The following is a 12,866-nucleotide window of genomic DNA, read 5'->3' as shown; positions in this document are numbered from 1 at the left end:
TTCTTGTGTTTTTCCCTGCTTTGTCCACTTAAGGACAAGTTCTCTTGTTTGTAGGTTGATCATACAAACAAGAAAGCACAGCCCATATATAAACTATGCGTTACTTATGTCTTATACTACTAAGGAATAAACTTTATAAAAGAACCTCCATTTGCTCGCCCCATAAGTTAAGGGGGTGTTTTTATGACTGACGATGTAAATGGGGTAATGAGTGTTTTGGTATACGATCGAAACCACCAAGGAAGTAAACGACTTTCTGCAAATCTCACTACTCTTCGAACTGGATTAAATGGAACTGCTGCTCGTTTGGTCGGAGTGAACCGATATAATTCCCTTGCTAGTGATAGAGGAGCAGCAGATGCACTTTCAGAGAATCCTCTGCCTTACGGTGCTTTGGTCGTTGTAGGGGGATCGCTCGATGAAAGAGACGTTCTTGAACTAGCGGAATGTGCATTTTCCGAGACTGGTCTTGGTAGGGTCGTGTATTTACATGCCAAGGGAACACCACGTCAAGATCTTAGCGCTAGGGGTATGACGACATTTGAGCTACAAAGTAGAGATGGTTATCTCACCTCTCACGACGTAGAAAGTCTTGCTTCAATCCTTCAAAGCTATGTTACACCCTAACTTACTGACTTGTCCATCCACTACGAGCGTCTGCCCAGTAACATAATCGGCTTCATCAGAAACAAGATAATGAACTGCATGCGCAATATCAGAGGGCTGACCTTGTCGTTTCCAGGGTATAGCTTGTAAGGTCTGTTCAAGAAGCGGCTTGTCATCAACAATAAACTGAGTCATCGGTGTTTCGATTAATCCGGGAGCGATGGCATTGACATTGACTTTATAGGGAGCTAGTTCTAAAGCCATCTCTTTGGTAAAGGTAATAATACCACCTTTACTTGCACAATAAGCTGCTGCGCCAGGATAACCTATAATACCGGCAATAGATGCGATATTGACAATTTTTCCATAACGTCGTTGTATCATAACTCTTGCTGCTGCTTGCGAACAGAGAAAAATACTCTTGAGATTGACGGCAATAATCTTATCCCAGTCTTCTTCAGTATAGTCTAAAAACGGCTTGGCGAAAAAGATACCTGCGTTGTTAACGAGAATGTCTATTTTATGGAAATGTTCAACTGCACGATGGGTAAGTTGTTCGACAGAAGCCCTATTACTCACATCACAGGCAACAGGTAAGGTAAGAATCTTAAAGCGAGTGCCGATGTCATGGCATACAGCCTGACAATCATCATAACTAAGATCGCTCACCACTACTTGAGCACCTGCCTCTGCTAACCGCTCAGCTATTCCCTTCCCAATGCCTCTTCTGGCACCTGTAACAATCACAACCTTTCCTTTGAGATTAAACATCATATCCACCTCTTTTGACAACGAATAGAACAAACCGCTTTAAGAGGTTAAATCGAACTGAAACTTATTAATCTTTGCTTAACAATGGTGAATTAAAAGGATGAACACCTTAGAAATATCTAAAGAGTTTTCTAGTCGAAACTGATCTTGGAACCAGATGGTGGCATACCATTAGGAATCTCCTCCAAGTATTTGTCGTGCTCTTGTTTGTTTGTTGGTATCCCTTTTACTGCCGGAATACTCTCTTTAGTCTGCTCCAGAGAGTTTATATCGCTAACACGTTTAGATAACGTTGGTATCGTGACATAATTCAGCCCATCCCCACATACCCCCGAATAGGGCTCGGTTCGACACGTGACCTCCAGTTGTTTTTTAATTTCCTTCAGAACTTCTTCAAATGTAAGTTTTTCATACTCAAGGGGATTATTCCATTGCATCACACCAACCGCAGAATTTGCACCATTAAACAGAGCAAAATAATTTTGACGTTTTGGTTTTTTGATATAATTACCCCCTTTATCATGATGTTCTACATTATACAACTCTTTTTTTACGTTTCCAATGTTTTTATGAAAAAATAGGTGATATACTTGGGGTTGACCAAGGTCGTCAAACCCTGCAACATAAATGCCCGATTCATCAAGACATCTACGAGGCAACTCTTCATTATTAAGAAAAAAGAATAGCTTTTCTGCAATTATATCTACATTTGCATCATTGGAATCGACTGCCCGGGAAATGGCTTTGAACATGGGAGACCCATCAGCTCCATTAGCTAAACCGTGATAAGAACAAGCTACACGAGCAAAACGGACGAGTTTATCTCTCGAATAATTAGTTCCTTGGCTGAGAGAAGTAATTTTACGATCTGCAAACATAATAATGCCATCTTTGCAGGAAACTGTAATTGTAATTGTCATATTTGAAGTGTATCTTCGGTAGTTATTAATGTTTGTTTTGTAAATTATTCGACTATATTCTTATTAGAGATTTACTATTAACGCTTATTGAATAGAAACCTTACGTCTCTAAAGCTGCAGCATATCTCCGCTTTGCTGTATGATTTTTTGTTGTTTCATTTTCATGATAACTCTGGCGAGTTGTTCATGCTCAAATTCTTGTTGAAGGTCTCTTACGGAAAGTTGTTTCTTTTCGAGAAGTCGTTTTACTATTCTTCCTCTTACCCACCGATCAGACCCCTTAAAGGGAGATTGTGTGCTCAAGGGTTTAATGCCGGTTGTTTTTGTGGTAAGAACCAGGGCACCATAATCCATCAATGCATTGTGCCATAGTCGTGATTTTCTGTCTGGGATTAATTGGTACGCTAATGCCTGTAATGCAGCGAGTGATATCTCCTGTGAAAGTTTAAACTCATGAATAAGTACCCGACGAATATTAGTATCGAGGACGGCAACACGTTTATTGAAAGCAAATGCAAGAATTGCACGTGCCGTGTACGGACCAATCCCCGGTAGCGTTAAGAGAACCTCCTCTTTCTCGGGAATCCTACCATCATGACGAGCAACAATAGCCTGTGCACATTGATGAAGGTTTAATACACGTGAATTATAGCCAAGTCCAGACCACAATCGCAAGATCTCTTCTTTCGGTGCCTCTGCAAGCATATGGATGTTCGGAAACCGTTGCATCCACTGCTGATAGTAGGGGATAACACGATCAACCTGGGTTTGCTGTAACATGATTTCAGAAACAAGGATAGGATAAGCATCGATTGTATGCCGCCAGGGCAAATCTCGCTGATACTGTTCGTACCATGACAAGATTTTTTGCTGAAATGCCTGAATTTTTGCTTCACTAACCATCTCGTGTAAGAGAACAAGGAAGTCTATAAATATTTCGTTCTTAGTGGAAGATATGCACAACTGTTGCATAACATTTATTAAGCCACCGCCATTACTTGGATTGGTTGCAATTCCACTAGGGAGGTGCAAGATGACGATAAAAAAACAAGGACCAGGTAGTAGTCCAATAGTTAACGAAGAAAAAGCAATAAATAAAAAAGATTATATTCTGCCGGATATGCCCATTGGAGAGGTTGTGCAGAAATATCCCCAGGTAGCTTTAGTGTTCTTAAAATACGGTCTTCATTGTATTGGTTGTCATGGTTCTTACTGGGAAACCGTCGAACAAGGTGCAAAGGGTCATGGGATGGATGACGAAACCTTTGCCATGCTCTTAAAAGAAGCAAATGAAAGCGCAGCAGAAGCAGAGGCACAATTTACAAGTGCTGAAGATCCTGATAATCCTGTGTACCTTAGTTCCAATGCCATCACTAAGGTAAAGGAACTCATGGAAAAAGAAGGAAAAGCAGACAACTTTTTGCGTATTGAGGTTGTTCAAGGCGGATGTGCAGGCATGAGTTACAGTTTTGGCATCGATGATCAGCAACAAGCAGAGGATATGCTGATCGAAAGAGATGGATTAAAAATTCTTATCGACAAGAAAACCATCAGCCTTATTCGAGGGTCACGCATCGACTATTTAGAAACCCTTCAAGGATCAGGTTTCAAGATCGACAATCCAAACATTACCAAGAGCTGTGGTTGCGGCAACTCATTTGCCTAGGTTGTTTTCAACTATACCACAAAATGCTTTTATAGAAACACGTATTAGCATGCCCCATGGTAGGATTATTATTTTTCCTTTCTGCATTCCTCGCAGAGATTGTTGGCACTCTTGCTGGATTCGGCTCTTCAACCATATTTCTACCTCTTGCCTTATTTTTTGTTGATTTCAAAACTGCCCTTATTCTTGTGGCTTTTTTCCATATCTTTGGTAATCTTGGGAGAATAACCTTTTTCAGGCATGGGCTAGATAAAAAACTCATACTGATTTTTGGTGTGCCTAGCGTCCTCTTGACCGTACTCGGTGCTTTGTTAGTCAACTATACGCCACAAGAGATGTTAAAATTAGTTTTGGGTGTCTTTCTATTGATATTTTCTCTTGTCTCGTTAATAAAACCGGGCTTCATCTTCAACCCTTCAAAGAGAAATGCAATTCTTGGTGGAGCATTATCTGGGTTCTTGGCAGGCCTAATCGGTACTGGTGGTGCTTTACGGGGAGCATTCCTCACTGCCTTTAGCTTAAAAAAAGAGGTTTATATCGCAACTGCCGCAGCTATTGCACTTGCCGTCGATCTTACGAGAATTCCTATCTATTTCCGAAGTGGATTTCTGGACCCATCCTTTTATGTGTACATCCCATTGCTGTTCCTCATTGCCATTACTGGTTCTTATATTGGCAAACTCATTGTTGATAAAATCCCCCAAAACGTATTTAGAAAAGTTGTGCTCGGAGTAATTGCTATCATCAGTTTGAAATTGATCTATGATGGAATGTTGTTATTTCTCTGAGATTCTTCAATGAAAGAAAAAAGAAAGAAAATAAAAAATGTTAGGCTCTTTGTTTTCTCCAATATTGCTTAACTCTATCGAAGCCAGGTTTCCCAGGATAGAATTCTGCAAGAACAACTCTTCTGACATCACGAAAGTAATGTCCTGGGCCAATGACATGACCATTTTGTCCTTCGCTACTGTTCCATCCACCACCATGCCACGCTCCCAATTCTGGTGATGCATCTCGAATTCTATCGGACAAATCATAGGGGATTTCAGCAATGAGAGGTTCGCCATACAATTCCCTCATTCGACCAACAATTCCATCAGGAACTCGTCTCTCGTAATGAGCTCCCCTCATTAGTCCAGCAATAAAATCAAATTCTTGCCTTGATTGTGGATTTGCGTAGCTCATGTTTATCTCCTCCAATAGTTTAAAGTCTATCGACTCTCTTCATTAGGTTTCATTATCGGTATAGAAGTTTGCACCATTAATCATGATCACAAACAGACAGATGACCTATAGGTTTACCAGACCAAAGTCAACTCTCCATTCAAAATCATCTTTTTGATTAAGAAGAGCAAACTATATCAATGCAGAAGTAGTACGTGTAGTCGTGAGAGAAAGAGAACTATCAAAATAAAGGTTCAATTTTCCATACAGGTAAATTTCTCTCATAGAGATCTGAAAGTATAACTCGTATTTAAAACTTCCTAAATTTGTCACTGAACAGTGGGTTTTTAATACGTCGTTGCATTACTCTGAAGTTTTCTTTGGATTTCTATATTGCTTCCATAAAAAATAGCTAACTCCTGCTACAAACAAGATAAAGACAGCCACGCTAAAGGGCTGTGCATACTCCCATGCAATAAGTTTATCCTGCCATGCATAGAAATAGCTGCGTGTATTAAAGATGTCCCACGTATTAACGACTGAAGTTCCCTGGTAAATGATGACAACGATCCCAATGATTAAGAGAAAGATACCTGCAATAAGGTTCGTAGAATGCACGTAATATTTCTTTTCGTCGATAGAAAAGGTAAAGAGTTTTCCTTTGATGAAACGGCTATTGGCAAGATTAAAGCGATCGTAGAAGATCGAAATGAGAAACAACGGCACAAGATTACCCAATGAATAGAAAAATAAGAGTGTACCTGAATACCACGGATCATGGAGGATTGCACCAATTCCCAAAATGCTGACAAGAATAGGACCAACACAGGCTGACCATCCTAAAGCATAGGATGTACCAAACAAAAAGATCCCCGGTACGTCATTAGTCAGTTTACGGGTAGGAGTAAAGAATGAAGAAAATCCCTTTCCTAAGAGGGTCATAATCCCTAAACTAATCAACAATATTCCTGCAAGGGTCATCAACCAAGGCTCTTGAAGGATTGCTAATGACTGCTGGCCAAGAAAACCTGCAATAACACCCATTGTAGTAAACACCAAGGAAAACCCTAAAAAAAACACAAGGGTCATCTTCGTGATGTTCTGTTTTTCTTTAAAGGTGTACGAGAAGTACGCAGGAATAAATGGCAAAATACACGGTGATAAAATACCAAGCATGCCCGCGACAAACGCGATAAAGAAGGATATCTTCAAAGCAAAGGCTTCTGTGCTTTCTTGATTATACTCGAGTATTTTTTGAAGTCCTATGGGAAGAGGAGATGCTGCAGAGACAACAGAAATGAAGAGCAAGCTAAGAAATGTCAAAAGTAAACAAAGAAAAAAAATACGCTGTTTGATTTCTTTCATGTCTTCTCCCTATTCGTAATTATCCAAGTTGCTGGTTTATCCTGCCTCATTCTACAATAAGGGTTCCACGCATGTCACCATGACCCTTTCCACAAGGGACAGAACAGACATAGGAAAAGGTTCCTTCCTTATCAGCAACAAAACTTGCATCAACAACCTGGCCAGGCTCTAAACGCTCTTGAATACCAAAGGCTGACAACCAAAAGCCATGAGCAACATCCTCACTTTCTAAATGAAGAATGATCGTATCTCCTCGACGGACACGAATAGTCCTTGGCTCGAATTCCCAGCTTCTTGCTTTGACATCGATTTCTACGGTATTCCCTGAAGACATATTCTCATTATCGTCGGGAGTTTCCTCTGGTTGTTCTTCCGGTTCTTGTTCTACTTCTTGTTCATCATCCTGTCCTTGCTCTTCCTGTTGTTGATTCTGTTCTGGAGAAGGAAGTTCAACAACCTGTTGCTCAGAATTACCTTCCGGTTTTGGTGTTGCTTTTTGCATATCGTCGTTACTGCCGCACCCAGCAAGAACTAAAAGTATCGTTCCTAAAAACAAAACAACTATTCCCAGTTTCATGTTCATGGTCCCACCTCACTCATTCTAGAGGACAGCCACTTAAAAGACCCAATTGCTTTAAAGGTAATGTTCCACTAACTCTACCATCAGGAAGTTCCCAGGTTGGGTATGACGTGATACCTGCTTCTTCACAATAGGGTGTCTGCCCGTTTCCATCAGGAAGAGAGCACTCGATATAGGGAACCTTATTCCAGCTGTCTCCAAAAAGTTCCTTTTGATCCTGGCAATGGGAACACCAGAATGCACCATACATGGTAACATTTTTCTCGGCAAGACACGCAGCAAATGAATCATAGTTTTTTGAGGTACATCCTGCAATAATAAGAACTGATCCGATCACAAGGACCATTCCCATAAGCTTTAGACGTATATCTTTCTTGTTTGATTTCATCTGCAAGGTAAGTAAGTATTCTCAGCGAAGATCCCTAGACCCCTAGGAATTAACCACTGCACTATTGACAACATCCTTGTAGGGCTGCTGTGCAATTTCAACACTGCGGAATACATAACTACCATCTTCTTCTATTGAACCAACACTTTGCCATGCCCTAACAAGGGTAGGATACTCCTGCATATCGCCTTGCATGATAATGGTTGGTAGTTTTTCGATCTTATAATCAGTAATGAATTTCTGTCCTTCAGTGCTGGAAGCATTGATCATTTCTTGCTTTGAAAGAGCAAGGTTCATACGCTGAAGTACGGGTAAATGAAATGTTATTGGATTATAACATTCAGTACAGGTTTCATCCTGCAAAAAGAAAACTGAAACCTGTCCTTTAACTCTTTGCTCAGAAACCCCGTAGTAAGGTATGCCGATAAGCCTCATGACGAGTGAGCCATCCTCTTCTATCGAGCCTACCTGTGGCCAAAGAGAAACAAAATCACTATACACACCTGCCTCTTTATCTAAAATAACCGTTGGCAACTTCGTGATATTATATCGATCAATCAAGGTTTGACCCCTTCCGCTATCAGCATCAACAACCTCTTGATCAGCAAAGACCAATCCAAGGGTGCTGTACTCCCGAATAATCGGAGAAAGATCGTAACACTCAGTACAATTTGTTTTACGAAGATGGACTAAAGAAATCTTTCCTCGAACTTGATAATTGTTTGTTTCAACATAGGGAGGCCGAAGTGCCGTAAAGACGTATGATCCTTTTTTTTCTTCTCCAACATTTGTCAAGGTAGCCAGAAGTGAAGAGGATTTATTCAGTTCTCCAGAGATGATGGCGGTAGGTAGCTTTGTAAGACTATAGGTTTCAACAATAGCCTGTCCTTCAGTAGTGTTGTAATCAAACGTTCGCTGTTTGGTGATATTGGCACCAGCGGATTCAAGTAATGCTGTAACCGTCGTAATATCATAACACTCAGGACAAGAGGAAACAGATACAATGGTAACCTCTATTTCAGGTGCTCGCATTTCTTCTTTAAGTTCTGTTAAGCGTTGATCAATTGCACCGCCAAAAGCGTTTATCTGAAAGAGGTTAATAAGAGCAAACACGATAAGAGCAATGCCCAGTCCCCAGTACATTTTTGTGTACAACGAATTATCTTTTGCGGTATGCTCATGTTGATGATGGTGATGGTGTTTTTCTGTATGATGGTCAGTTTCATGAAGTTCTTTTTCTTGTTCTTGACTTTTGTTTTCGTCTTCCATATTTCCCCCTCTGCTTTGCTCACCTAAGTGAAAGATTCTAGAGTACACTTCTTTTCATAAAATAGTTCTATTTGTCTATAACTATTACAATAAACAAATTTTCCTAACTATAATAGAGGATAATAGTTGTTAATATGTTTTTTCCTCTATTATATACTAGAAAACCTAACAAATAATATTAAAAATTTAGGTTTTCTATTATAAGTCGACTTCTAGGTTTTTAAACGATAAAAGCTAACATCCACCAACCATTTGAGGCAGATTCTGGATATTACTTGGTAATTTTTGGACATTACCATTAGCTCCAGAGGCAGAGGGCGTAACACCGGTCTTTGTACCTACGGTCAAACTCCCTTCAGATACCTTTGCTTTCAAGGTATACAATTGAAATGCCTGGGCTACCGACAGCACAATCAAGACGCTTAAGATAATGGCAACCAAGGTTGTTTGTTTCATAATTTCATCCTCCTTCGGTAAATTCAAATTATTTTTGAAATTTATTTGAAATTTCGTTGGCTGAATTGTTCTGTTTTTATTAGGAGTACCTACATCCGGTTAGTTCGGCTAAACGGTCAAAGGACTGGACAGTTTCATATACTTCGCCATTAATAACCCATGTTGGACGAACACGGAGTCCTGTTTTTACTTCATAATTGACATACTTGAATGATTTACCAAACATGTCCTTTTGTGCTCGAGTATAAGGACACCAATCCTCACCATACATAATAGCTCCTTTCTCGGCCAAACACTTTGCAAACTCATCGTACTTGCCTGGTGAAAGCATACTATAGACAACAGCTGCAACAAGGGCAATGATAGCAACAACCACAATGATCATGATCTTCTGTTTTCGTTTTGTTTGTTCCTGATTCAGCTTGCTGAGTCGTTCTTCACGATCTTGTGCTGCCTGCTGGCTCTGTGCTTGCTGCCGCTCAAGGACATTTTTAGGAACGTGTTGCATGTCGCCTCTTTATTCTTCTTTCTTTAGATTCTTTGAAGAGGGGATATATATCGGGATAAATATCCCATTACGCGGTTAACCGCATCCTCCTCCTACTGGTCCAGGGGGTGGTGGTGTCGATCCTCCGCCTGAAGAACATCCGACAAGGACGGCAACAAGGATAACAAGAAGTGCCATAACCACCATGGGCTTATACTGCCAATACAACAACTGTACATCCTCTTTTAAGGTCATTTTAACATCCTCCTACCATGCTTGGTATATTTTCGAGAACGGTTGAAGCGCCTCCACCTCCCAAAGAAGCACCTAATTCAATCATGTTCTTTGGAAAGAATACTGTTTTCCATTGCATAACTTCACGTAATATTTCTCCGTCCGAATAATCAGTATAGGCTGAAAGGTAAAGCGCTACACTTAACAATGCCGGGTTATGTTGACATCCGCATCGTGAATTCCCTTTTTCATCAATGCCAATCGGACCAACACCACAGCAATATTCGCAGGAGATCCCCACGGGCTTTGTTGCAAGGCTTAAAAAGCGCTGCCAGCCTTCAGGATTGTTTGCCTTTACTTCGGCAGATAACGGCGTATACATTTTTGAAAGGGCGTCTAAGGCCGCAACCGGATCGTCATAACTTACTCCTAATTCTGCTCCATATTCTGGAGTTCCGGTAGGAAACATAGCAGCCATAGCATCATCAGCACTTGCAAACTCTTGAACAGGGAATACTGCAGCAACCGTATGTGCTGTTGATTTTAATTCGTTCACATCAATAGTTGCCAGATCGCTGCTGCCAGAACTTCCCGATCGTTTATGGGAACTAGTCCCACTGATCATGCCTGAAAGAGCACTGACCTGGATCTGATTGACTAAGAGAAGTACGACAGCTAAGACCATGAGACCTAAAATTGGCTTGCTTAAGAGATTATCTTTTGAGGGTTTATGATGATGCTTAACCTCGGTTTGTTCTTCCATAGTTGGACCTCCATAGTTAGGTTAACAAAGCGTTTATTGACAAATTACGTCCCCTGATATGTACCCATTACTAAAACAGGTAAAATCACTGCCCGTATATAAATCTTCTGGATCAGTGAGGCTGCTATCGAGAGGAAACTTCCTGTTCCTTATCCTTTTGAGAAGGCCGAACAATTATATAAAAGAGAAGAAAAAACAGGGAAAAAATAGGGAAACCTTATAAAGCAGTTCGTTTTGTTTTACGTAGTCTAGTGTTAACCAGAAAATTCGGTCATCAACTGCGTAATGGAATACCATGCTTGAGAACATCAACACCTTTGTGAGAAACAATAAGCTACTGGTCATTGTTCTTTTTGCATTAGTAGTCGTAGGGATCGTTATTCTTCTCAGCTTACTCTCTTTTGCACGCATTGAAACCTTTATTATTAGCCAGGTTGGGCAACAACAGCTTACCGAAACACGATTTGTAGCAAATCAAATGGAGAATCATATCTTTGCTGTCCAGGATGAATTAGTAACCTTAACAAAATTTCCTGAGATTAGTTCGCTAACCCTTGAAAATTGCCAGCAAACAAGACCAATTCATGAACAGCTTGGAGGAAAATTAACCGTACTTTTAAAAGCCGATCCTTCGGGCAATGTTATCGCCTGTAGTTCCTCACGCTTTTCTAGTTACGTGGATGTTAATATTGCAAATAAGGATTTTTTCCTCATCCCAAAAACAACCAATGTTCCCTATATCACCTCAAGTAGCGTTGGATCTGCCTATCAGATCATTGTTGCAGCGCCGCTTTTTGCAACGACCGAATATACACCTTATCCTAATTTTATTGGTGAATTTAAAGGGTTACTCTTTACGATATTTGATGTCCAAAATCTCTTTAGCCTTTATCTTGAAAATATAGTAAGCGAAAAAAACCGTTTTTTTCTTTTGGTAAATCCTACAACTGAGGAAACGCTTCTCAAGAGCCGAGGCATTCTTGATTATACAGAGATCCAATCACGCATGACTTTGAAAGGAAATCAATCCATCACCATCGTCTCCTTTCCAGGCCTCAATAAGGTAATCGTGACCAATGCAGACTTCATTGTTGGCAAAGATAAATGGAGACTAATCATGATAACACCGGTAGATAGCTTGAATGCAGAGATAAACACGCTGAAAAGAGGATACCTCATCAGCCTGGGTTTGGTAACCGGCATTATCCTCATCGTGTTATTTGCAGCGATAGCCGTTTATCGTTCAAAAGAAAATGTCCAACGCCAACTTGATAAAGCACAGGTTACACTTGAAAAATTAGGGGTACAGATTGACGCAGAGGATGCGACCTATAACCAGGCAGATGTTATCCTTGAGTCTGGAAAAATCTATTTAATCAGCGATGATGAAGAAAACCATGCGCATGAGCTGTTTATTGGTACGCTCAATCGTGGCTTTGTTGGCCTTGCCCTTGTACGTGAAGATCCGCGACAATTAAGAAAAAAATACAACCTCCATAAAACGCCCTTTATCTGGCTAACAAAAGAGAAGGTTACCGGAATACCCTGTGAACATAATATCCAAACACTTTCTCGACTCATTGCAGAATTTTTGGCAAAAACAAAACAAGGCATTGTGCTTATTGACAGGATAGATTACCTTTTCTTTACCAATAGCCCTGAAACCGTAGTACGCGAGATTCAATCGCTCCATGATACGGTGAGTGGAACCGGGCACATCATTATCATAACGCTTCAGCCAGAGCTGCTCTCATCTTCACAAAAAAAAGCAATCGAGATGGAAACTGTTGATCTCTACGGGAAACATCTCCGCAAAAGAACAGAATTAACAGACATTGAAATGAACATACTCCGGTTTATTAATGAAAGAAACGTCATGAACAAACTCGTATCATATAGAGACATTACTGAGACTTTCCATATTACGAAACCAACAACACGAGCAAAGATGAGACATCTTGTTGAAATCGGTCTTGTTCTGGTCGATCAAAAAGGCCGTTTTAAATCTATCAAGATTACCTCTGCGGGAAGAAAAATCTTGAGCTATACTGAAGGTCAACATTCATAGATTTAATAGGTTCACAGACTTTCCCTATTTTTGCACTAACATTTCTCATGATTTTTATATCTGGATAGCTCAAGAATCATTGACCGGCTGGGCACACCACCGAGTATTCATTGCTGCCATATCGCCCCT

The 12,866-nt window shown here is 40.4% G+C and carries 16 protein-coding genes; 4 read left to right on the top strand and 12 right to left on the bottom strand.

The window, feature by feature from the left end; translation table 11 throughout:
• Nucleotides 1-183: 183 nt before the first annotated feature.
• On the top strand, nt 184-627 hold the full coding sequence (locus HYW21_02685; protein MBI2548233.1) for a hypothetical protein: 444 nt from the start codon (nt 184-186) through the stop codon (nt 625-627).
• On the opposite strand, the gene HYW21_02680 is transcribed toward HYW21_02685, so the two are convergent.
• The 3 genes from HYW21_02680 to HYW21_02670 all read right to left on the bottom strand — a co-directional run bounded on the left by HYW21_02680 (nt 598) and on the right by HYW21_02670 (nt 3,200).
• Nucleotides 598-1,377 (bottom strand): SDR family oxidoreductase, encoded by a 780-nt coding sequence (locus HYW21_02680; GenBank protein ID MBI2548232.1) that lies wholly within the window; start codon nt 1,375-1,377, stop codon nt 598-600. The two genes, HYW21_02685 and HYW21_02680, sit on opposite strands and share 30 nt — an antisense overlap.
• Nucleotides 1,378-1,508: 131 nt before the next feature.
• A complete protein-coding gene (locus HYW21_02675) occupies nt 1,509-2,297 on the bottom strand; it encodes a hypothetical protein (protein MBI2548231.1) in 789 nt (262 codons plus the stop codon).
• A gap of 108 nt (nt 2,298-2,405) precedes the next feature.
• Nucleotides 2,406-3,200: an A/G-specific adenine glycosylase gene (locus HYW21_02670; GenBank protein MBI2548230.1), complete on the bottom strand. Its 795-nt coding sequence runs from the start codon at nt 3,198-3,200 to the stop codon at nt 2,406-2,408.
• A 130-nt stretch (nt 3,201-3,330) separates the two neighbouring features.
• Here HYW21_02670 and HYW21_02665 point away from each other — a divergent pair, with 130 nt between their 5' ends.
• Both HYW21_02665 and HYW21_02660 read left to right on the top strand, forming a co-directional pair.
• Nucleotides 3,331-3,963: an iron-sulfur cluster assembly accessory protein gene (locus tag HYW21_02665; GenBank protein MBI2548229.1), complete on the top strand. Its 633-nt coding sequence runs from the start codon at nt 3,331-3,333 to the stop codon at nt 3,961-3,963.
• A gap of 56 nt (nt 3,964-4,019) precedes the next feature.
• Nucleotides 4,020-4,751 carry a sulfite exporter TauE/SafE family protein gene (locus HYW21_02660; protein MBI2548228.1) on the top strand — a complete coding sequence of 244 codons (732 nt, stop codon included), beginning with the start codon at nt 4,020-4,022 and terminating at the stop codon, nt 4,749-4,751.
• Nucleotides 4,752-4,791: 40 nt separating this feature from the next.
• Here the strand turns inward: HYW21_02660 and HYW21_02655 are convergent, their stop codons facing one another.
• The 9 genes from HYW21_02655 to HYW21_02615 all read right to left on the bottom strand — a co-directional run bounded on the left by HYW21_02655 (nt 4,792) and on the right by HYW21_02615 (nt 10,669).
• Nucleotides 4,792-5,148, bottom strand: coding sequence for a hypothetical protein (locus tag HYW21_02655; GenBank protein ID MBI2548227.1), 357 nt, complete (start codon nt 5,146-5,148; stop codon nt 4,792-4,794).
• 342 nt (nt 5,149-5,490) lie between these two features.
• The gene (locus HYW21_02650) at nt 5,491-6,492 is read right to left on the bottom strand and encodes a cytochrome c biogenesis protein CcdA (GenBank protein ID MBI2548226.1); all 1,002 of its coding nucleotides are present in this window, start codon (nt 6,490-6,492) and stop codon (nt 5,491-5,493) included.
• A 46-nt stretch (nt 6,493-6,538) separates the two neighbouring features.
• A complete protein-coding gene (locus tag HYW21_02645) occupies nt 6,539-7,075 on the bottom strand; it encodes a cupredoxin domain-containing protein (GenBank protein ID MBI2548225.1) in 537 nt (178 codons plus the stop codon).
• Nucleotides 7,076-7,088: 13 nt separating this feature from the next.
• Nucleotides 7,089-7,418, bottom strand: a complete 330-nt coding sequence (locus tag HYW21_02640; protein ID MBI2548224.1) for a hypothetical protein — start codon at nt 7,416-7,418, stop codon at nt 7,089-7,091.
• 84 nt (nt 7,419-7,502) lie between these two features.
• A complete protein-coding gene (locus HYW21_02635) occupies nt 7,503-8,729 on the bottom strand; it encodes a hypothetical protein (protein ID MBI2548223.1) in 1,227 nt (408 codons plus the stop codon).
• A 234-nt stretch (nt 8,730-8,963) separates the two neighbouring features.
• Nucleotides 8,964-9,185, bottom strand: a complete 222-nt coding sequence (locus tag HYW21_02630; GenBank protein ID MBI2548222.1) for a hypothetical protein — start codon at nt 9,183-9,185, stop codon at nt 8,964-8,966.
• Nucleotides 9,186-9,264: 79 nt separating this feature from the next.
• Entirely contained in the window at nt 9,265-9,693 is a 429-nt protein-coding gene (locus tag HYW21_02625) for a hypothetical protein (GenBank protein ID MBI2548221.1), read from the bottom strand.
• A gap of 75 nt (nt 9,694-9,768) precedes the next feature.
• On the bottom strand, nt 9,769-9,927 hold the full coding sequence (locus HYW21_02620; GenBank protein MBI2548220.1) for a hypothetical protein: 159 nt from the start codon (nt 9,925-9,927) through the stop codon (nt 9,769-9,771).
• Between the two features lies 1 nt (nt 9,928).
• Nucleotides 9,929-10,669, bottom strand: a complete 741-nt coding sequence (locus HYW21_02615) for a hypothetical protein (GenBank protein MBI2548219.1) — start codon at nt 10,667-10,669, stop codon at nt 9,929-9,931.
• Nucleotides 10,670-10,964: 295 nt separating this feature from the next.
• Here HYW21_02615 and HYW21_02610 point away from each other — a divergent pair, with 295 nt between their 5' ends.
• Nucleotides 10,965-12,737, top strand: a complete 1,773-nt coding sequence (locus tag HYW21_02610; protein MBI2548218.1) for a DUF835 domain-containing protein — start codon at nt 10,965-10,967, stop codon at nt 12,735-12,737.
• Nucleotides 12,738-12,866: the final 129 nt, after the last annotated feature.

It is taken from the genome of Candidatus Woesearchaeota archaeon (assembly GCA_016187565.1).
GTDB lineage: Archaea > Nanobdellota > Nanobdellia > Woesearchaeales > JACPJR01 > JACPJR01.
Note: the sequence above shows the minus strand (reverse complement) of the source record. Positions and strands in the feature narration are given on the sequence as shown.